General features: G+C 71.3%; 19 protein-coding genes. 10 read left to right on the top strand and 9 right to left on the bottom strand.

The features are described 5' to 3' along the window. Positions 1 to 45: 45 nt before the first annotated feature. From ACFYTQ_RS14220 to ACFYTQ_RS14210, 3 genes are read left to right on the top strand one after another with little or no spacing between them, the layout of a single operon-like run. Positions 46 to 753 carry an SDR family NAD(P)-dependent oxidoreductase gene (locus ACFYTQ_RS14220; protein ID WP_387360554.1) on the top strand — a complete coding sequence of 236 codons (708 nt, stop codon included), beginning with the start codon at positions 46 to 48 and terminating at the stop codon, positions 751 to 753. Positions 754 to 764: 11 nt separating this feature from the next. Further along, a complete protein-coding gene (locus ACFYTQ_RS14215; protein ID WP_387360552.1) occupies positions 765 to 1742 on the top strand; it encodes an alpha/beta hydrolase in 978 nt (325 codons plus the stop codon). Beyond that, a complete protein-coding gene (locus ACFYTQ_RS14210) occupies positions 1742 to 2560 on the top strand; it encodes an NAD(P)-dependent oxidoreductase (protein WP_387360550.1) in 819 nt (272 codons plus the stop codon). The genes ACFYTQ_RS14215 and ACFYTQ_RS14210 overlap by 1 nt, the downstream gene beginning before the upstream one ends. Here ACFYTQ_RS14210 and ACFYTQ_RS14205 read toward each other — a convergent pair whose 3' ends face one another. Both ACFYTQ_RS14205 and ACFYTQ_RS14200 read right to left on the bottom strand, forming a co-directional pair. Further along, the gene (locus ACFYTQ_RS14205) at positions 2561 to 2749 is read right to left on the bottom strand and encodes a ferredoxin (RefSeq protein ID WP_387360548.1); all 189 of its coding nucleotides are present in this window, start codon (positions 2747 to 2749) and stop codon (positions 2561 to 2563) included. Beyond that, on the bottom strand, positions 2746 to 4044 hold the full coding sequence (locus ACFYTQ_RS14200; RefSeq protein WP_387360546.1) for a cytochrome P450: 1299 nt from the start codon (positions 4042 to 4044) through the stop codon (positions 2746 to 2748). Before ACFYTQ_RS14200 ends, ACFYTQ_RS14205 begins: the two co-directional genes overlap by 4 nt. Before the next feature lie 100 nt (positions 4045 to 4144). Between ACFYTQ_RS14200 and ACFYTQ_RS14195 the strand changes: the two genes are divergently transcribed. Beyond that, entirely contained in the window at positions 4145 to 5281 is a 1137-nt protein-coding gene (locus ACFYTQ_RS14195; protein WP_387360544.1) for an acyl-CoA dehydrogenase family protein, read from the top strand. A gap of 20 nt (positions 5282 to 5301) precedes the next feature. Beyond that, positions 5302 to 6537 (top strand): acyl-CoA dehydrogenase family protein, encoded by a 1236-nt coding sequence (locus ACFYTQ_RS14190; RefSeq protein ID WP_387361289.1) that lies wholly within the window; start codon positions 5302 to 5304, stop codon positions 6535 to 6537. Here the strand turns inward: ACFYTQ_RS14190 and ACFYTQ_RS14185 are convergent. The 4 genes from ACFYTQ_RS14185 to ACFYTQ_RS14170 form a co-directional block, all read right to left on the bottom strand. Then, positions 6512 to 7192: a hypothetical protein gene (locus ACFYTQ_RS14185; RefSeq protein ID WP_387360541.1), complete on the bottom strand. Its 681-nt coding sequence runs from the start codon at positions 7190 to 7192 to the stop codon at positions 6512 to 6514. The two genes, ACFYTQ_RS14190 and ACFYTQ_RS14185, sit on opposite strands and share 26 nt — an antisense overlap. Positions 7193 to 7315: 123 nt before the next feature. Further along, entirely contained in the window at positions 7316 to 8089 is a 774-nt protein-coding gene (locus ACFYTQ_RS14180) for an enoyl-CoA hydratase/isomerase family protein (protein ID WP_387360539.1), read from the bottom strand. Beyond that, on the bottom strand, positions 8089 to 9342 hold the full coding sequence (locus ACFYTQ_RS14175) for an acetyl-CoA hydrolase/transferase family protein (protein WP_387360537.1): 1254 nt from the start codon (positions 9340 to 9342) through the stop codon (positions 8089 to 8091). The genes ACFYTQ_RS14180 and ACFYTQ_RS14175 overlap by 1 nt, the downstream gene beginning before the upstream one ends. Beyond that, entirely contained in the window at positions 9339 to 10484 is a 1146-nt protein-coding gene (locus ACFYTQ_RS14170) for a CaiB/BaiF CoA transferase family protein (RefSeq protein WP_387360535.1), read from the bottom strand. The genes ACFYTQ_RS14175 and ACFYTQ_RS14170 overlap by 4 nt, the downstream gene beginning before the upstream one ends. 52 nt (positions 10485 to 10536) lie before the next feature. On the opposite strand from ACFYTQ_RS14170, the gene ACFYTQ_RS14165 reads away from it, so the two are divergent. The 5 genes from ACFYTQ_RS14165 (at position 10537) to ACFYTQ_RS14145 (ending at position 16745) form a co-directional block, all read left to right on the top strand. Then, positions 10537 to 12030: a class I adenylate-forming enzyme family protein gene (locus ACFYTQ_RS14165; protein ID WP_387360533.1), complete on the top strand. Its 1494-nt coding sequence runs from the start codon at positions 10537 to 10539 to the stop codon at positions 12028 to 12030. Between the two features lie 2 nt (positions 12031 to 12032). Further along, a complete protein-coding gene (locus tag ACFYTQ_RS14160; protein ID WP_387360531.1) occupies positions 12033 to 12800 on the top strand; it encodes an SDR family NAD(P)-dependent oxidoreductase in 768 nt (255 codons plus the stop codon). 117 nt (positions 12801 to 12917) lie between these two features. Then, positions 12918 to 13895 (top strand): MDR family oxidoreductase, encoded by a 978-nt coding sequence (locus ACFYTQ_RS14155; RefSeq protein ID WP_387360529.1) that lies wholly within the window; start codon positions 12918 to 12920, stop codon positions 13893 to 13895. 13 nt (positions 13896 to 13908) lie between these two features. Continuing rightward, positions 13909 to 15075: a MaoC family dehydratase N-terminal domain-containing protein gene (locus ACFYTQ_RS14150; protein WP_387360526.1), complete on the top strand. Its 1167-nt coding sequence runs from the start codon at positions 13909 to 13911 to the stop codon at positions 15073 to 15075. Continuing rightward, the gene (locus ACFYTQ_RS14145; RefSeq protein WP_387360523.1) at positions 15072 to 16745 is read left to right on the top strand and encodes a class I adenylate-forming enzyme family protein; all 1674 of its coding nucleotides are present in this window, start codon (positions 15072 to 15074) and stop codon (positions 16743 to 16745) included. Before ACFYTQ_RS14150 ends, ACFYTQ_RS14145 begins: the two co-directional genes overlap by 4 nt. Here the strand turns inward: ACFYTQ_RS14145 and ACFYTQ_RS14140 are convergent. The 3 genes from ACFYTQ_RS14140 to ACFYTQ_RS14130 are packed head-to-tail and all read right to left on the bottom strand — an operon-like array spanning position 16696 to position 19714. Further along, positions 16696 to 17751: an acyl-CoA dehydrogenase family protein gene (locus tag ACFYTQ_RS14140; RefSeq protein ID WP_387360521.1), complete on the bottom strand. Its 1056-nt coding sequence runs from the start codon at positions 17749 to 17751 to the stop codon at positions 16696 to 16698. The genes ACFYTQ_RS14145 and ACFYTQ_RS14140 overlap by 50 nt on opposite strands. Then, positions 17748 to 18935 (bottom strand): acyl-CoA dehydrogenase family protein, encoded by a 1188-nt coding sequence (locus ACFYTQ_RS14135; protein ID WP_387360519.1) that lies wholly within the window; start codon positions 18933 to 18935, stop codon positions 17748 to 17750. The genes ACFYTQ_RS14140 and ACFYTQ_RS14135 overlap by 4 nt, the downstream gene beginning before the upstream one ends. Then, a complete protein-coding gene (locus tag ACFYTQ_RS14130; protein ID WP_387360517.1) occupies positions 18932 to 19714 on the bottom strand; it encodes an enoyl-CoA hydratase/isomerase family protein in 783 nt (260 codons plus the stop codon). Before ACFYTQ_RS14130 ends, ACFYTQ_RS14135 begins: the two co-directional genes overlap by 4 nt. Positions 19715 to 19843: the final 129 nt, after the last annotated feature.

The raw sequence follows: 19843 nt of genomic DNA, 5'->3' as shown, positions 1-19843 counted from the left end.
GCGCGAGACGAGAGCGACATTCGTTGCTGGAGAGGAGAGCCGGTCGTGAAGACGGCTGTGGTCACCGGCGGTGCCTCGGGCATCGGCCTGGGCATCGCGCAACGCCTGCGCGGCGACGGATTCCACGTCGCCGTCCTGGATCTGAATCCGGACGAGGACGACGATCTCGCCTATCGGGCCGACGTCACGAGACCGGACGAGATCGCCGCGGCGCTGAACGCCGTGCGCGCCAAGCTCGGACCGGTCACGGTCCTGGTCAACGCGGCCGGGCTGGAGGGTTTCAAACGCTTCCAGAGCATCGCCTTCGCCGACTGGCAGCGCGTGCTCGACGTGAATCTCAACGGCACCTTCCACTGCATCCAGGCGGTGCTGCCGGACATGCTGGACGCCGGGTGGGGGCGGATCGTGAACATCTCGTCCTCCAGCGCGCATTCGGGTCAGCCGTTCATGAGCCACTACGTGGCGGCGAAGTCGGCGATCAACGGCCTCACCAAGGCGCTGGCCCTCGAACTCGGGCCGTCGGGCATCACGGTCAACGCGGTGCCGCCCGGGTTCATCGACACCCCCATGCTGCGCAAGTCCGAACAGGCCCGCCTGCTCGGCGGCAGCGTGGAGGACCACATCAAACGCACCCCGGTCCGCCGCATCGGCACCCCGCAGGACATCGCGGCCACGTGCGCGTTCCTCATCTCCGAGGAGGCCGGGTACATCACCGGGCAGATCATCGGCGTCAACGGCGGCCGCAACACCTGAGACGAGAACCTGTGACGCTCACCGAATCCGAGCTGTCCGGGCTCGACGACGCCGGGCCGGTGCCCGTGGTCGCCGACGTGGACGGCATCCCGGTCTCCGGACTGCTGGCTGAATCCCCCACGCCCCGTGCGGTTTTGGTGGCCCTGCACGGCGGCTCGACCCGCTCGGTGTACTTCGACTGCCCGGGCCACCCCGAACTGTCGCTGCTGCGGCTGGGCCGGCGCCTGGGCTACACCGTGCTCGCGCTCGACCGCCCCGGCTACGGCCGCTCGACCCCCTACTCGGAGCGGCTGACCACCGCCGCCGACCGGGTGGACCTGATGTTCGGGGCCGTGGCCGCGCACCTGGGCCCGCGCCCGCGCGGGGCGGGGGTGTTCCTGGTCGCGCATTCGGCGGGATGCGAACTGGCGCTGCGCATGTCGGTGGACGAGCGCGGCACGGATCTGCTCGGCCTCGAGATCGCCGGCACCGGGCTGCGGCATCCCCCGCTGGCCCAGCGGACGCTGTGGGGTTCCGGGGCGCGCCCGTCGCGGCGGCCGCCCGGCCTGGCCGAACTGCTGTGGCGGCCCGAACGGCTCTACCCCGCCGATGTCGTCTACGGCGCGTCCATCGCCGCCGAGGGCACCCGGCTCGAGGCGGGCAGCGTCCTCGATTGGGCCGATCGGGAATTCCCGCGGCTGGCGCGCGGGGTGCGCGTCCCGGTGCGGTTCAGCCTCGGCGAATTCGAGCGTGTGTGGCGCAATGGATCCGCCGATCTGGCCGAGGTGGGCGCGCTGTTCGAGGCCGCGCCCCGGGTGGTGCTGAATCTGCAACCCAACAGCGGGCACAACCTCAGCGTCGGGCACACCGCCGCGGCCTACCACCTGAAACTGCTCTCCTTCGCCGAGGAGTGCCTCGTCCACCGCGAGAACGGCGAGTTCTCCGGACCCGCAACACAATTCGACGGCCACGGACAGCCGCGGCCGGATCAGACCGAGGAGGTGGGCTGATGCGCGTCGGATTCATCGGCCTGGGCAGTCAGGGCGGCCCGATGGCACGCCGCATCGCCGAGGCCGGATACCCCACCACGCTGTGGGCGCGGCGGGCGGCCACGCTGGAACCGTTCGCCGACACCGGCGCGGTCACCGCCGACTCCCCCGCCGCGCTCGCGGCCGCGAGCGATCTGGTGTGCCTGTGCGTCGTCGGCGACGCGGACGTGCGCGAGGTGGCGCTCGGGGAGACCGGGGTACTGGCGGGGCTCGCGCCCGGGTCGGTGCTCGCCGTGCACAGCACCGTCCATCCCGACACCTGCCGCGAACTCGCCGAAATCGCCGCCGCGCAAGGGGTTTCGGTAATCGACGCGCCGGTGTCCGGCGGCGGTCCCGCCGCGGCGTCGGGCCGGTTGCTGGTGATGGCGGGCGGCCCGGCCGATGTCGTGGAGCGCTGCCGCCCGGTCTTCGCCACCTACGGCGATCCGATCGTGCATCTCGGCGACATCGGTTCGGGTCAGGCCACCAAACTGCTCAACAATCTGCTGTTCACCGCGAATATCGCCACGGCCGTGAGCACCTTGGCGCTGGGCAAGGAATTGGGCATCGATCCCGATCGGCTCGGCGAGGTCATCTCGCACGGCACGGCGAACAGTTTCGCGCTGGGCCGGGTGGTGGCGGGCGGCGGGACCGTGGACCGGCTGGCCGCGCACGCGGGGGATCTGCTGCGCAAGGACGTCGGGTTGATCGCGGAACTGGCCGGGGCCGCGGGGGTCGCGCCCGGCATCGTGCTCGACGCCGCGGACGCGACCCTGGCCGTCATGAACCGGCCGCGCTGATCACTCGGTCTCGATCGCGTGCTCGGGGCAGGCGGCGACCGCCTCGGTCACCGCCCCCTCGAGTTCGGTTGGCACGTCCGGGTTCTCGACCTCGGTGTAGCCCCACTCGGTGAGGGTGAAGACCTGCGGGCAGATCGAGACGCAGACGCCGAAGCCGCGGCACCGATCGGAGTCGACGGTCACCTTCATCGGGTCTCCTCCTTCACGTCGAATTCCAGATGCAGCGACGTCAGGCCGCGCAGGATGAATGTGGGCAGATACCGGAACCGGCGGGCGTCGGCGGGCCCGTGCACCGACTCGTCGAGGCGGATGTCGGTGGTGCGGTCGAGCAGCCGCTCGATCGCCACCCGTGCCTCGGTGCGGGCCAGCGGCGCGCCCGGACAGGTGTGCACGCCGCGCCCGAAGGCCAAGTGCGCGCGGGCATTCGAGCGCGCGGGATCGAATGTGGCGGGTGCGTCGAACCGGCGCGGATCGCGGTTGGCGGCGGCGTTGACCACCATGAGGATCGACCCCTGATCGACCGCGACGCCACCGACCTCGGTCGTGGTCTTGGCGAGCCGGAAATCGCCCTTGACCGGACTCTCCATCCGCAACGACTCCTCGATGAAGTTCTGGATGCGGCTGTGGTCCGCGCGCAGATAGCGTTGAATCTCCGGATTCTCGGCCAGCGTCTTGAGCGCGGAGCTGACCAGGCGCACGGTCGTCTCCTGTCCGGCGGAGAACAGGTTCGCCGCCACCCGCACCACATCGATGACCTCCGGCGTCGACCCGTCCGGGAACGTCGCGGCCGCCATGCTGGTGAGCACGTCCGCCCGCGGCTGTCGGCGACGGTCCTCGATGTAGGCCGAGAACCGCTCGTAGAGGAACTCGATCGGGTTGTGCCCCATGGAATCCCCGCCCGTGCTGCCCACGTTCACGCCCTCGCGGCTCGGATCGCGTTGCAGCGTGTGCAGGAACTCCTCCTGATCCTCGGCGGGCACGCCCAGCAGATCGGCGATCACGTAGAGGGTGAACGGCCCGGCGAAGTCGCGGATGCAGTCGCCCCGGCCGCGCGCGAGATATCCGTCGAGCATGCGGTCGGCGATCGACCACATGGCATCCTCGTTCTCCTTCAACCGCTTCGGCGTGATCAACCGCATGAGCAGCGCCCGGTGCCGGGTGTGCGTCGGCGGGTCCATGGTCGGCAGCTGATCGCTCATCGGCAGCGAATCGCGATGCTCGGCGATCAGCTCGTCGACATTGTCGGCGTCGGCCAGCGGCACCGGGAAACCCGGGAACGGACCGGTCACCGAGATACAGGACGAGAACCGCTCCACATCGTTGTAGACCTCGAGCGCCTCGTCGTACCCGGTCACCATCGTCACGTCGTGGTGCTTCTCCCGGGCGACCGGGCACCGCGCGCGCAGGGACTCGAAATACGGGTACGGGTCGGTGACCAGTTCCTGCCCGAGGAAGAAGTCCAGATCCTGGAAGTTGTTCACCACTCGACGGTCCTTCCGACTTCCGCGATTGAGAATATGACTCTCATCTGTGAGTATGAGATTTCCACACCGGCAGCCGCGCGTCAACCGAAGGCAGGCGTCCATGACCTCCCATCACACCGCCGACCAGCGGTTGTTCCAGTCCACCGCGCGTGACTTCCTCGCCGAGACCACACCGATCCCGGAGGTCCGCCGCCTCGGCGAGGCCGGGCTGGGCTTCGAGCGGGACTGGTGGCGGCGCGCCGCCGACCTCGGCTTGACGGCCATGCTGGTACCGGAAAGGTTTGGCGGCGGGTCGATCTCGGGGCGGCCGGTGACCGAACTCGCGTCGGTGGCCGAGGAACTGGGCCGCGCGTGCGCGCCGGGTCCGTTCGTCACCGTGAACGCCGTGCTGGCCGGATTGGCCGGTGCCGCAGCGGGTTTCGAGGATTCGATCGGCGCGATCCTGGCCGGGGAGAGCGTGGCGAGCTGGGCGGTCTACGAACCCGGCCACGGCTTCACGCCGCTCACCGACGCCCGCCCGCGCACCCGGCTCGAGCGCGACGGCGACGGCTATCGGCTGACCGGGGTCAAGGATCGGGTCGAGGCGGCCGATCAGGCCGATCTGTTCCTCGTCACCGCCGACAGCGCCGAGGGCCCGGTGCAGGTCCTCGTCCCGGCCGGGGCGGTGGGGGTGACGGTGACGCCCGCGTGGACGCTGGATCTGGTGCGCCGCACCGCGCGGATCTCCTTCACCGATGTGGCTGTGGGCGAGGCGAATATCGTGCACCGGGGCGACGCCGCCGCGGCCGCGGTGCGGGCGCAGGCGCGGATCGCGGCGGTGCTCACCGCGGCGGAACTGGTCGGCGCCGTGGATCGGGCGCTCGAGGCGACCCTGGGATGGCTGTTCGACCGCTACACCTTCGGCCGCCCCCTGGCCTCCTATCAGGCCCTCAAACATCGCATGGCCGACAACAAGACCTGGCTCGAGGCGTGCCGCGCCACCGCGGGCGCGGCCGCGGCGGCCTGCGACCGCGATCCCGGCGCGGCGGCCGAGGCGGTCAGCGTCGCGAAATCCTATGTGGGCGCGAAGGGTCCGGTCATCGCCCAGGACTGCGTGCAGCTGCACGGCGGCATCGGGGTCACCTGGGAGCACGATCTGCACCTGTTCCTGCGCCGGATCACCCTGGGCCGCGCGCTGTACGGCACGCCCGAGGAGCACCGCCGCCACGTCACCGATCTGCTCGACCGGGCCGCCTAGCCCGAAACCCGTTGGGAGACATCGTGAGCACCGACCTGGAATCCGTCGACGCCTTCCGCGCCCGCGCCCGCGCCTGGTTGCGCGACCACCTGCCGCCCGCGCCCCCGCCGGACGCCAAGGACGACTACAGCGAACAGGCGTGGCTGCGCGCGCGGCAGACGCAGCGGCTGCTGTTCGACGGCGGGTTCGCGGGCATCTGCTTCCCGCGCGAGTACGGTGGGCTCGGCCTGACCCCGGCCCATCAGCAGGCGTTCACCGAGGAATCGCTGCCCTACGAGATGCCGCTGCTGCTCAACGTGCCGAGCCTGGCCATCTGCGCGGCCGCGCTGCTCGAACTGGGCACCGAGGAGCAGAAGCGCACCCACCTGCCCGCGACCCTGTCGGGGGACACCGTGCTGGTGCAGTTCCTGTCCGAACCGCGCGGCGGCTCGGATCTCGCGGGCCTGACCACCCGCGCCGACCGCGACGGGGAACGCTGGATCCTCAACGGCTCCAAGATCTGGAGCTCGGGCGCCTACGCCGCCGACTACGGGCTGTGCCTGGCCCGCACGAACTGGGACGTACCGAAACATCGGGGGCTCACCATGTTCCTGGTGCCGGTGCACGCGCCCGGGGTCACCGTGCGGCGCATCAAACAGGTCACCGGATCGACCGAGTTCTGTCAGGAGTTCTTCGACGATGTCGCGCTCGGCGAGGACGCCGTGCTCGGCCGCGTCGACGACGGCTGGGACGCGGCGTCGAAACTGTTGCAGCACGAGCGGGCCGCGCTCGGCGGCACCTCGCCCTACACCAGCGGCGCGCGCCCGCATCTCGGCGGCGACGCCACCCGGCTGCTGAACCTCGCCCGCGCGACCGGACAGTGGCAGGATCCCCGCGTGCGCGAGGACGTGGGCGAGGCGCGTGCGATGAACGTGGTGCGCGACCAGTTGATCGCGCACGTGTCCCGCGCCATCGCCGACGGTTCGCTGCCGCCGTCCGCGGGCGCGATCGCGCGGCTGTTCACGGCCGAGAACGCTTGGCTGCAAACGGATATGGCGGTGCGCATCGCGGGCGCGGCCGCCGCCACCCACGGGCCGGGCGACGCCGCCGACACCGAGCGGATCGGCACCGACTACCTGTTCCGGGCGGCGTGGAGCCTGGCCGGGGGCAGCACCGAGATGGCACGCAATGTGATCAGCGAACGCGTGCTCGGCATGCCGCGCGAATTCGCCGCGGATCGGGACGTGCCGTTCAACGAGGTCCGACGCGGGCGGTGAACGAGAGCACCTTCGCGTCCTCGCCCGAGCACTCCCCCATCGGGCACGGCACCGCGTCGCAGCCCGACAGCGAGGCGCCGCGCGCGGGCCAGGCTGTGGTGCGGAAGGTCTCCACCGCGGCGGCGGGTACGGCGGGCAGATCGGCGGCCGCGCACGCGCGGGCCTTGAAAGCCCTTGCCGCCGCGCTCATTCGATGCTGCACCGCGGCCATCCGGCGATCGAGTTCGTCCGGGCACACCTCGCCCCACAGCAGCACATCGGATCGGCCGCTGTCGAGGGTGTCCAGGATGATGGGCAGCACCCGCGGATCGGCGTGGAACAGCTCGGTGTCGAGCGCGAAGACCTGCGGCCACGGCTCGTCCAACGGCCAGCCGTCGTCCAGGGTCACCGCCAGGCAGCTGTCGAGGTCGAGCACGTCCGCGCCGAGGATCTGCAACGGGCGGATGTCGCCGCGTTCGGCGACCACGACCGTGACCTCCCACCCGGCCAGCGCCCGGTCGAACAGCCAGCCGCCCGCGCACCGCACGACCGTGGCCGGGCTCAGGGCCGAGACCACCAGCCGATACCTCAGATCGTGCAGCCGGGCGCGCGCGAACGACGCCGCGATCGAATTCTCCGGTCCGGCACCGTCTCCCGCCATATCGAACTCGGTCACGGGAATCTCCTTGCGGAAACCGAACTCATGCCCGGTTTTCGTGTGCTGTGACATAGTTAACACGCCTGATCCCGACAGGTCAACAGTGGAAGTAACGGTTGAACCGTCGACGGCCGGCCTCCCTCAGCGCTCCCGCCAGCGCGGAATTCGCTTCTGCGCGAAGGCTTTCGGGCCCTCCTGCGCGTCCTCGGACAGGTAGCACGCCTCCGCCGCGTGCCGGGCGGCGCGCAGCGCGGCCGAGCGGCCCATCTCCGTGGCCAGCAGGACCGTGTCGCGGGCCGCGCGCACCGACAGCGGCGCCCCGGCCAGGATCTCGCCCGCCAGCGTCAGCGCGGCGTCGAGCAGAGCCTCGGGTTCGGCGAGCCGGTTGACCAGGCCGATCTCGTAGGCGCGGCGGGCGTCGATCGGCTTGCCGGTCAGCAGGATCTCCATCATGATCCGCTGCGGGATCATGTGGATCAGCGGCGCGGCCCACGGCGAGGCGCGGCCCACCTTCACCTCGGTGACGGCGAAGCGGGCGGTGGTCGCCGCGACGCACAGATCGCACGCCTGCGCGATCATCCAGCCGCCCGCGTAGGCGAGGCCGTTGACCGCGGCGATGGTCGGCTTGCTCAGTTCGACGGTGTCGTAGGGCACCGGGAACATCTCGCGCGGCGGCACGGCCATGCCGGTGTCGACCATCTCCTTCAGATCCCCGCCCGCGCAGAACGCCGTCCCGGTGCCGGTGAGGATCGCCACCCGTGAGGCGGGATCGCGCTCGAAGCGGTCCCACGCGGCGAACAGGCCCGCGCGCACCTCCTTCGACAGGCAGTTGCGGGTGTCGGGCCGATTCAGGGTGATGATCGCGATGCCGTCGTCGCGGGCGTCGAACAGCACGGCGTCGCCGGGGTCGGTCATCAGAATCCTCTCCGCCGGATCTCGTGCGCGGCCCGGTCCAGCTCGGCCCGGAAATCGGGATGCGCGATCGCGATCAGACGACGCGCGCGTTCGGCGAGGGTGCGGCCCTTCAGCTCGGCCGCGCCGAATTCGGTGACGATGACGTCGACCTCGCTGCGCGCGGTGGTCACCGGCCCCGACAAGGCCGCGGTAATGCGACTCACCGTGCCGCCCTTGGCCGTCGCGGGCAGCGCGATGATCGCGTGGCCGCCGGGTGAGCGGGCCCCCGCGCGCACGAAGTCGACCTGCCCGCCGGTGCCGCCGAGATAGGCCGGGCCGCTCTGCTCGGCGTTGACCTGCCCGGTGAGATCGACCTCGAGCGCGGAGTTGATCGTGACCAGCCGGTCGAGCCGGGCGAGCACGCCCGCGTCGTGGGTGTAGCGGGTGGGGCACATGCGCAGCAGCGGGTTGCGGTCGGCGAAGGCGTACAGGCGTTCGGTGCCGATGAGCGCGCCGGTGACGGTCACGCCGCGATCGATCCCCTTGCGCGCGTTGGTGACCACGCCCGCCTCGATGAGATCGACCAGGCCGTCGCCGACCATGCCGGAGTGCACGCCGAGATCGACGCGGTCGCGCAGCAGCCGGAGTATGGCCTCGGGCACCGCGCCGACGCCGATCTGCACGACGGAACCGTCGCCGATGTAGTCGGCGGCGTGCGCGGCGATGGCGGCGTCGACCGGTCCGATCGGGGCCGCGCCGACCCGTACGGGTTGCCTGGAAACAGTTACGGCGCAGTCGATTTCGTCGGCGGACACCGTCTCGCCGAAGGTGTGCGGCACCTGGTCGTTGATCTCGGCCACGACCGTGCGGGCGCTCGACACCGCCGCGCGCACGTGATCGGCGACCAGGCCGCAGCTGTGCCGTCCCGCGCCGTCGGCCGGGCCGAGTTGCACCATGGCCACGTCGCAACCGATCACCCCGGCCTCGACGAGCGGGCCGACCTGGCTCACATGACACGGAATCACCTGGAGGACATGCTCTTTCGTGAGCGCGCGCAACGCGCCGATCGCGCCCATGCTCGTCACCGCGAAGGCGTCGGCCGTCGCGGCGGTGAACAGCCCGGAGAAGCTGGTGGCGATGAACACCGACAGGTTCCCGATCCGCGGCCCCTGGTCGATCAGCGCCTCGATCAGGGTGGTCGGCTCACCGCACGCCTGCCCCACGACGATCCGGTCCCCCGGGCGCAGCACCTCGGTCAGATCGAGGGCCGTCACGCACGGTCCCCGAACTCGCGCACGATGTCGTCGGTGTCCGCGCCGAGGCGGGGCGCGGGTCCGGCGATGCGGCCGGGTGTGCGGGAGAACCAGGTCGGCGGGCCGGGCATCCGCATCGTGCCGTACGGGGCCTCGACGGACTCGAAAAAACCCGTCGCCGTGAGGTGTTCGTTGTCGAACAGGTCGTCCAGCGACCGCACGGGCGCGGCCGGGACACCCAGCGAGCGCAGCAGTTCCAGCCACTCGGCGGTGGTGCGTTCCCGGAACGTCTCGCTCAGCAGCGCGTAGACGGTGTCGACGCGGGCGGCGCGCTGGGCCAGGGTGGCGAATTCCGGTCCTGCCCAGGGCGGTTGGACGGCCTGCACGAAGGCGTTCCACTGTTTGTCGTTGTAGACCAGCGCGGCGAGATGACCGTCCTTGGTGCGGTACGGCTTTCGGTGCGCGCTCAACGCGCGCGGATAGCCCGCGGCCGCCAGCGGCGGATCGAACATCGCCCCGTTGGCGTGTTCGACGAGCATGAACGAGGCCATGGTCTCGAACATCGGGACCTCCACCTCCTGCCCCTCGCCGGTCCGTTCGCGGTGGTACAGCGCCATGACCGTGGCGTAGACCGCGGTCAGGCCCGCGATCTTGTCGGCGACGATGCTGCCCACGTAGCCGGGCTCCCCGGTCAGCCGCTCCTGGACGAAGGGCAGTCCGCACTCGGCCTGGATGGTGTCGTCGTAGGCGGTGCGGTCGGCGTCGGGGCCGCGGCGGCCGTAGCCGTAGCAGTTGGTGTAGACGATGGCGGGATTGAGCGCGCGCACCCGCTCGTAGCCGAATCCCAAGCGCGCCACCGCGTTCGCGCGCATGGAGTGGATGAACACATCCGCCGCGGCGACCATCCGCCGCAGTACCGCGGCGTCGGCGTCGACGCGCAGATCGAGCACGACGCTGCGCTTGCCGCGGTTGACGTTCGCGAAGACGCCGCCCATCCCCGGCTCGGGTCCGACCGAGATGCGGCGGGTGTCGTCCCCCGCGGGCGGTTCGACCTTGATGACGTCCGCGCCCATGTCGGCGAGAATCTGCGTGCAGTACGGACCCATGACCATCGCCGTCAGATCCACGACCCGTACCCCGGCCAAGGGACCCGAATGTCGCATGGCGAGAGCCTATCTGATGAATCTTTGTAAGGATAGTGCTATCAAAGAGGGCGTGGACGCTCACACCATCGCCGGAGTGCTCGGCGCGGCCGACCCGAACGCCGTCGCGCTCGTGGCCGCCTCCGGCGCGTGGACCTACGCCGAACTCGACGCCCACGCCGATCGCGCCGCCGGAGCCCTGTGGGCGCTCGGGGTGCGGCCCGGCGATCGCGTGGCCGCCTGTCTGCCCAACGATCTCGATATCGTCGCGGCCTTCCACGGCGCCCAGCGCATCGGGGCGGTGTGGGCCGGGATCGGCGAGGCGCTCACCGCCGCCGAACAGCGCGACCTGCACGATCTGTGCGATCCGGCGGTGGTGCTGGCCGGACCGCGCTGCCTGCTGGACACCCCCACGCGGATCGACCCGGACCACTGGACGGCACTGCTCACCCGCGCCGAGCGGCCCCCGGCGGTCGACCAGGATCCCGACGCCCCGGCCGGAATCGCCTTCACCAGCGGCACTTCCGGCCGCCCGAAGGCCGTCGTGCACAGTCAGCGCAATCTGCTCCTGCCGGGCGCGGTGCTGGTCGCCACCCGCGGTTGGGGTCCGGACCTGCGCAAGGGCGACAGCTTCCCGCTCACCATCCTCAATCTCATGGTGCTGTCCACGCTGCTCACCGCCCAGGCGGGCGGCCGCGCGGTGATCATGGACCGCCGCGACGCGGACGGGGTCGCGGACTGGATCGGCGAGCATCGGGTCACCGTGTGGAACGGCGCGCCCGCGCAACTCTACGATCTGGCCCGCCGCCCGAACGCGGATCTGCGCTCGCTGCACGAGGTGTGGAGCGGCGGCGGCGACACCCCCGACCCGGTGCGGCGCGCCTTCGCGACCGCGCACGGGCTCGTCCCCCGGGTCACCTACGGCCTGACCGAGGCCCCGACCGTAGTGTCCATCGATCCGGTGAACGGCGACTGGCGGTCCGGGACGAGCGGGCGGGTTCTCCCGCAGTACGACGTGGCCGCATACGACGACGACGGAAACCGTTTGCCGCCAGGGGAATTGGGCGAACTGCGACTGGCCGCGAGCACCACGGGACCGTGGGCCGGACGCTGGCGGCCCCTGCTGGGCTATCGGGAGCCGGACGGCATCCGTCCGCCCGAGCCGGGACCGCTGGCCACCGGCGATATCGGCACGGTCGACGCCGAAGGATGGCTGTCGGTGCTCGATCGCAAGAAGATGGTCATCATCCGCGGCGGGGCCAATGTGTATCCCCTGGAGGTCGAGCGGGTCATCGCGACCCACCCGGACGTCACCAAGGTGGCGGTGTGCGCGGTCCCGGACGAACGCCTCGGGCAGCGGGTCGCGGCCGTCATCGAAACCGATTCGCCCACCGTGGATCTCGCCTCGCTCACCGCGCTGTGCCGCCGGGAACTGGCGGGGTACAAGGTGCCCGAGATCTGGTCACGGGTGGACGCCCTGCCGGTCAACGCCATGGGCAAGATCGAGCGCACCCGCCTCGCCGACCTGGCCACCGGACCGGGCGCCCGGGCGCTCACGGAGGATTGAGCGTGTCCGCCAACCCCTTACCGCTGTTCGACCTCCGCGATCGGGTCGCCCTCGTGACCGGCGCGTCGTCCGGCCTGGGCGCGGAGGTCGCGCGCACCCTCGCCGGGCTGGGCGCGCGGGTCGCGGTCGTCGCGCGGCGCGCCGACCGGCTGAATGAACTCGCCACCGAGATCGGGGGTCTCGCCGTGCCCGCCGACCTGGGCGACCCCGCCGCGCTCGACGCGGTCGTCCCCGCCGTCGCCGACGGGCTCGGGCCGCCGGAGATCCTGATCAACGCCGCGGGCAACCGCTTCACCACCGACCGCGCCGAGGACGAGACCCGCGCCGACATCCAGCGGACCCTCGACCTCAATCTCATTGCGCCGCTGCGGCTTTCCCAAGCCGTGTTCTCGCACATGCGCGCGCTCGGCCGCGGCTCGATCGTGCACGTCTCCTCCATCAGCGGCCGGGTCGGCGTCCCCGGCATCCCGCAGGCGTCCTACGCGGCGAGCAAGGCTGGCCTGTCCGGGCTCACCACCGAACTCGCCGTGCAGTGGGCGCGGCACGCCATCCGGGTGAACACCGTCGCCCCCGGCTTCTTCCGCAGCGAGATCACCGACAGCCTCTACGCCGACGACCGCGGGGCCGCCTACCTGCACCGCAATATTCCCCTGCCCACCGAGGGCACGGCCGCCGACATCGTCGGCGCCATCGCCTGGCTCGCGGGCGACGCGGCCCGCTACGTCACCGGTCAGACCATCGTCGTGGACGGGGGCTGGACCGCCCGCTGAGCGCGGTTGACACCGCCCGCCGCTCCTGGAAACATCCATTCCGCATTCAGAGAATGATATTCTCCTAGAGTGCGGCGTCGGCCCGCCGCTCGGGCCGGGGAAGGAATTCGCTGGCGTATGTTCTCGGCAATCCTCATCGAGCAGGGCGACGCGGGGCCACGGGTCGCGAGCGTGGAGGAGTCCGCGCTCCCCGACGGCACCGTGAGCGTCGACGTGGAGTACTCCACCCTGAATTACAAAGACGCCCTGGCCATTACGGGCAAGGGCCGGATCGTCCGCTCCTACCCCATGATCCCCGGCATCGATCTCGCCGGGGTCGTCACCGCGAGCACGCACTCGGGGTGGTCGCCGGGCGACGCGGTGATCCTCAACGGCTGGGGCGTGGGCGAATCCCATTGGGGCGGACTGGCCCAGAAGGCCCGGCTGAACGGGGACTGGCTGGTGCCGCGCCCGGCGGCGTTCACCGCCCGGCAGGCGATGGCCCTGGGCACCGCGGGCTACACCGCGAGCCTGTGCGTGGACGCGCTGCTGCGCCACGGCGTCTCGCCCGACCAGGGCGAGATCCTGGTCACCGGGGCGACCGGCGGGGTCGGCAGCGTGGCGATCGCGTTGCTGGCCAAGGCCGGTTTCACGGTCGCCGCGGCGACCGGCAAGGCCGCCGAGTCCGCGTATCTGAAGGGGCTGGGCGCGACCACGATCATCGACCGGGCCGACCTCGGCGCGGCGGGCAAGCCGTTGCAGAAGGAACGCTGGGCCGGGGTGATCGACACCCTCGGCAGCCACACCCTGGTCAACGCCGCCGCCCAGACCCGCTACGGCGGCGCGGTCGCCGCGTGCGGGCTGGCGCAGGGCATGGATCTGCCGGGCACGGTCGCGCCGCTGATCCTGCGCGGGGTGGCGCTGCTGGGCGTGGACAGCGTGCAGGCCCCGATCGCGCGGCGGCTGGACGCGTGGGCGCGGCTGGCCCGCGATCTGGACGCCGACGCGATCGAGGCCATCGCACAGGACATCTCGCTGGGCGAGGCGATCGCCGCGGCGGACCGGCTCGTCGAGGGCACGGTGCGCGGCCGTCTCGTCGTCGACGTGAACGCGTGAAAGGGGTTGCGGCATGACCGAACTCGATCTCTCCGATGTCGATCACCGGGTCGGCAAACCGGTCGGCGGCGGGCAACTGTGGGATCCGTGCTCCTCATCCGACATCCGGCGCTGGGTGATGGCGATGGACTACGCCAACCCGCTGCACTGGGACGAGGAGTTCGCGCGCGGGACGCGGTTCGGCGGGCTGGTGGCGCCGCAGTCGATCGCGGTGGCGCTGGACTACGGGCACGGCGCGCAGCCCGCGTGCGTGGGCCGGATCCCGGACAGCCATCTGATCTTCGGCGGCGAGGAGTGGTGGTTCTACGGCGTCCCGATCCGGCCCGGCGACAAGCTGTTCCAGACCCGGCGCTTCCACGACTACAAGATCGTGCAGTCCAAGTTCGCCGGGCCCACCATGCTCTCGCGCGGGGACACCGTGCACACCAACCAGCACGGGGCGCTGGTGGCGAAGGAACGGTCGACGGCGATCCGCTACCTCGCCGAGGAGGCCCGCAGGCGCGGCATGTACAACGACCGCTACGGCACGGCGAAGGTCTGGACCGCGCCGGAGCTGGTGGAGGTCGAGCGGCTGCGGCACGAGTGGATCCTGTCCAACCGGGCGGGCGTGTCGCCGCGGTTCGACGAGGTGAAGGTGGGAGATCGGTTGCCGCGCAGGGTGATCGGGCCGCACAGCATCGCCAGTTTCACCACCGAGTACCGCGCGTTCCTGTTCAATATCTGGGGCACCTTCCACTGGACCGCCCCGCCGGGCGTCGAGGATCCGTGGATCAATCAGGATCCGGGCTGGACCGACGGGTTCGCCTTCGACGAGGAGGGCGCGCGCATCGATCCGCGCAAACGCGACGGGCTGTACGTGGGGCCCTCGCGCGGGCACATCGACGGCGACAAGGCCGACGCGGTGGGCATGGCCCGCGCCTACGGGTACGGGGCCACCATGGGGGCGTGGTGCACCGACTATCTCGCCTACTGGGCGGGCCACGACGGGCTGGTGCGGCACACCAAGGCCGACTTCCGGCTGCCCGCATTCGAGGGCGACGTCACCTATTTCGACGCCGAGATCGTCGGCAAGGAACCGGAATCCGCGTGGGGCGTGCCCCTGGTCCGGGTCGAGCTGACGCTCACCAATCAGGACAGCGGGACGCTGGTGAACTGCGCGGCCGAGATCGAACTGCCATGAGCGTCCCGGCCGTCGTCACGGGTCCGCCGCTGGCCGAGGAGCCCGGCCTCGGGCCGCTCACCCTGCCCGGCTTCCTGCGCGAGGTGACCTCCCGCTACGGCGAACGGGAGGCGCTGGTGTTCCGCGACGGCGAGACCGTCACGCGGTGGAGTTACGCCGAGCTGTGGGACCGGGCGGTCGCGGTGGCGCGGGCGTTGCGGGCGCGCGGGATCGGGAAGGACGGCCGGGTCGGGGTCCTGATGACCAATCGGCCCGAATGGCTGGCGGCGGTGTTCGGGACGAGTCTGGCCGGGGGCGTGGCGGTCACGTTGAGCACGTTCTCCACGGCGAGCGAACTGGATCATCTGCTGCGCGTGTCGGGGGTGTCGGTGCTGTTGTTCGAGCGGTCGGTGGCGCGGAAGGATTTCGCGGCCGTGCTGACCGAACTGGAGCCGGCGCTCGGGGAGCCGTCCCTGGGCGCGTTGCGGTCGGTGAGATACCCGTTCCTGCGGCACGTTTCGACGGTGGGCGCGGCGACGGGCGCGATCGAGGAGTGGGCGGAGTTCCTGGACCGGGGCCGGGCGGTTCCCGTGGAGTTGATCGAGGCGACGGCGGCCTCGGTGACGCCCGCGGACGCGGCGGTGGTGTTCTTCTCCTCGGGCAGCACCAGCAAGCCCAAGGGCATTCGCAGCGCGCATCGCGGGGTGGCGGTGCAGATGTGGCGGTTCCGGCGCATGTACGGGTTCGGGCCGGAGGATCGGGTGCGCTGCTGGACGGCCAACGGGTTCTTCTGGTCGGGGAACTTCGGGATGGCGCTGGGCGCGACGCTCGCGGCCGGGGGTTCGCTGGTGCTGCAATCGACCTTCGACGCCGCGGAGGCGTTGCGGCTCATGGCGATCGAGCGGGTGAACTTCCCCGTCGCCTGGCCGCATCAGTGGGCTCAGCTGGAGGCGGCGCCCACCTGGGCGGAGACCGATCTCGGCAGTTTGAGATTCGTCGACGTCTCGCTCCCGGCGGCCCGGCATCCGGCGGTGTCGACCGACTACACCGAGCCGGGCCACGCGTACGGCAGCACCGAAACGTTCACCATCACAACGTGTTTCCCGGCGAACACGCCCGCCGAGGAGATCGCGGGCAGCAGCGGGCGGCCGCTGCCCGGGGTGACCGTGGAGATCGTGGACCCGCTCGACGGCCGGGTGCTCGGCCGCGGCGAGAGCGGCGAGATCTGTCTCAAGGGTCCTACGCTCATGCTCGGCTACCTGGGCACGCCGCTGGACGAGACGCTCGACGCGGAGGGCTTCTTCCATACCGGGGACGCCGGTCACATCGATGACGCCGGACGGCTGTACTGGGAGGGCAGGCTCACCGACATCATCAAGACCGGCGGGGCGAATGTGTCCCCGCTCGAGATCGACGAGGCGCTGCTCGCGCATCCGGCGGTGAAAGTCGTTCGCACCGTAGGCGTTCCGCACGACACGCTCGGGGAGGTGGTGGTGGCGTGCGTCATCGCCCGGCCGGGCGCGACCGTCGGCGAGGACGAGCTGCGGACCTTCCTGCGCGAGCGGCTCGCCAGCTACAAGGTGCCGCGGCACGTGTTGTTCTTCGCCGAGGACGACTTCGAGCTGACCGGCAGCGCCAAGATCAAGACATCGGATCTGCGGGAGCTGGCGGCGCGGCGGCTGCGGGGGTGAACCGGTCGGCGTACCGCGCGGCCAGCCGCTTGCGATGATCGGCGGGCGCGCCGAACAACGCGCGATTGAGGGTGGCGCGCTTGAGGTAGCGGTGCAGGCCGCTCTCCCAGGTGTAGCCGATGCCGCCGTGCAGTTGCACGGCCTTCCCGGTGACGCGGACCGCGGCGGCGGTGGTGAAGGATTTCGCCATGGCCGCGGCCGTGCCCGGGTCGGTGTCCGCGCGGACGGCGGCGGTCACGAGCTGGCGGGCGATCGTGAGGTCCACGAGCATGTCGGCGCAGGCGTGTTGCACCGCTTGGAAGGATCCGATGGGGCGGCCGAACTGCTCGCGGACCTTGACGTAGTCGACGGTCGCGGCGAGCATGGCCTCGGCGATCCCGAGGCTGTCGCAGGCTACGGCGATGCTGGCGCGATCGGCCAAGTGCCTCAAAGCGTTTCGCGGGTCCGTGAAGCGCAGGATCGCCTCGGCCGACGCCCGCTCGACGGCCACCGCACCCACCATCCTGGTCTCGTCGACCAGTGGGCGCGGCCGGACCGTCACTCCCGGCGCGTCGGGCGACACGACCGCCAGGGCCGTGGTCCGGTCCGCGTCGACCACCGGAACGAGCAGGCTCGTGGCCGCCGTCGCGTCCAGCACCCACTCCGTGTCCTCGTGTGGCGCCGGATTCGGCGTGGAGCCGTCGAGGACGAGGATCGGCCGGGCCTCGCCCGCCGCCGTGGCGCTGAGCAGACGGTCGCGGGTCGGACTCGGCTCGAGCAGGCCCAGCGCGGCGACGCCGAGGGCGACGCTCGGATACGGGGTGGGGGCGGCCGCGCGCCCGATCTCGGTGAGTAGCACCGCGGTTTCCGCGAAAGTGGCTCCGGCACCGCCGAATTCGTCGGGGATCTCCAGGCCTGGCCAGCCCGCTCGGGTGAGCGCGGCCCAGTCCGGGGTGCGGGTCAGCAGCTTTCGGGCCGCCGTGCGCAGGTCGTCGTGGAGGTCCGTCAGGTCGGTTATGTCGGTCATCGCTTGTCCCCCCGCGGTAAGCCGAGGCCGCGCTCGGCGATGATGGTGCGCTGGATCTCGCTGGTGCCGCCGGGGATGGTCCACTCCCAGGAGCCGATGAAGTCGAGGACCCAGGCGCCGGATTCCCAGCCGCCGGACAGGGGTTTGCGCAGGGTGGTGTGGGCGGCCATACCGCCGATCTCGGCACCGAAATCGGTGACGCGCTGGAGCAGTTCGCTGTAGTAGAGCTTCACGATCGAGGCGTCGGCGGGGCCGGCGGTGCCCGCCGCGTGCCGTTCGACCAGATCGCGGGCGAGGGCGCGCAGGCCGGTGATCTCGGTTTCCAGTTCGGCCAGGCGGTCGGCGACCACCGGATCGTCGAGGGGGCGGCCGTGCGGGCCGGGGGTGGCGCACTGGCGGACGAGCCAGCGGAAGCCCGCGTTGCCGAGGCGTTCGGCCAGTTCCAGCATGGTGAGGCCGCGTTCGGCGCTCAGGGTCCGCTGGGCGACCCGCCAGCCGGTGTGTTCCGCGCCGACGAGATTCGCGGCGGGGACGCGGACCTGGTCGAGGAAGATCTCGCAGAAGTGGCGTTCGCCGGTCGCCTGACGGATGGGCCGCACATCGATGCCCGGGGACCTCATATCCAGCAGGAAATACGAAATGCCTTGGCGCGCGGGAGTGTTCGGGTCGGTCCGGGCCAGGAGCAGGCACCAGTCGGCGTACTGCGCGCCGCTGGCCCACACCTTCTGCCCGGTGACCACATAGTCGTCGCCGTCGCGGCGGGCGGTCGTCCGCAGGGCCGCCAGATCGGAGCCCGCGCTCGGTTCGGAGAAGCCCTGCGCCCAGATCTCGCCGTCCAGGATCGCGGGCAGGTGTCGCTGCCGTTGTTCGGCGCTGCCCGCCTCGAGCAGGGTCGCGGCCGCGTGGTGAATGGCGACGAAGGACAGCACCTGCCGGGGCGCGTCGTGCGCGGCCAGTTCCTGATAGAGCACGATCTGCCGGGGCACCGGCATCCCGCCGCCGTACGCCGCGGGCCAGTGCGGGACCGCGAATCCGCCCGCGCGCAGCCGCTGGAACCAGTCCTGTTGGAAGGCGACGAATTCCGCGTCGGTGGCCCCGGTCTGCGCGGCGCGCCAATCCGGCGGGACATTGTCCCGGCACCAATCCCGCACCGCCGCACGGAAATCGGTGATCTCGGCGGTCATCGGGACCCGGCCCGGCGACGCAGGGCCAGCAGGCGTTCGCGGTGTTCGGGGGTCTGCATGGAGACGATCTCGGCCGCGAACCCCGCTTGCAGCGGACCGGCGAGGGCCTGCGAAAGATACATGTTCACAACCCGTTTCGTGGCTCGCAACGCCTCCGGGGGCTGCGCCGCGAGCCGCGTCGCCAAGGCGCGCGCCTCGTCGAGCAGCCGGTCCGACGGAACCACCCGGGAGGCCAACCCCAGTTCCACCGCGGTCCCCGCATCGATGCGATCCCCGGTGAACAGGAACTCCCGCGACCGCAGAATCGGCGTCAGCAACGGCCAGAACGCCGCGCCCCCGTCCCCCGCCACCAACCCCACCGCCACATGCGGATCGGCCAGATACCCCCGCTCCGAGATCAGCACGACATCGCACAACACCGCCAGGCTCGCCCCCAACCCCACCGCCGCCCCGTCCACCGCCGCGATCACCGGCAATGGAAACCGCAGCATCTCCTCGATGATCTCCGCCCCCTCCCGCACACTCTCGTCCCGCGCCGCCGGATCGTCGAGAAACGACGTGATCCACTCGAGATCACCACCCGCACTGAACGCCCGCCCCGCCCCGGTCAGAACGACCACCCGCGCCCCCCGATCGGCCGCCACCTGCCGCCACACCACCGCCAGCGCCCGATGCAACGCCCGATTCACCGCATTCGCCTCCCCCGGCCGATTGATCACCACCACCCGCACCGGCCCCTCGACCTCCACGGTCAACTCCGGCGGCAAGTCATACCGCATGCTCCCCATCCCTTCCCGCACTCCGATTCCACAGGCCCCCAGCCCTTCCCGCTCCCCGCCCTCCTGGTCCCCTCGGCGGCGCATCCCGTCCGCTCCCCGCCCCTCCTGGTTCCCCCGGCGGCGCATCCC

Source organism: Nocardia sp. NPDC004068 (assembly GCF_042874315.1).
Taxonomy (GTDB): Bacteria; Actinomycetota; Actinomycetes; order Mycobacteriales; family Mycobacteriaceae; genus Nocardia.
The sequence above is the reverse complement of the archived record's forward strand: the minus strand, read 5'-3'. Positions and strand labels throughout refer to the sequence as shown.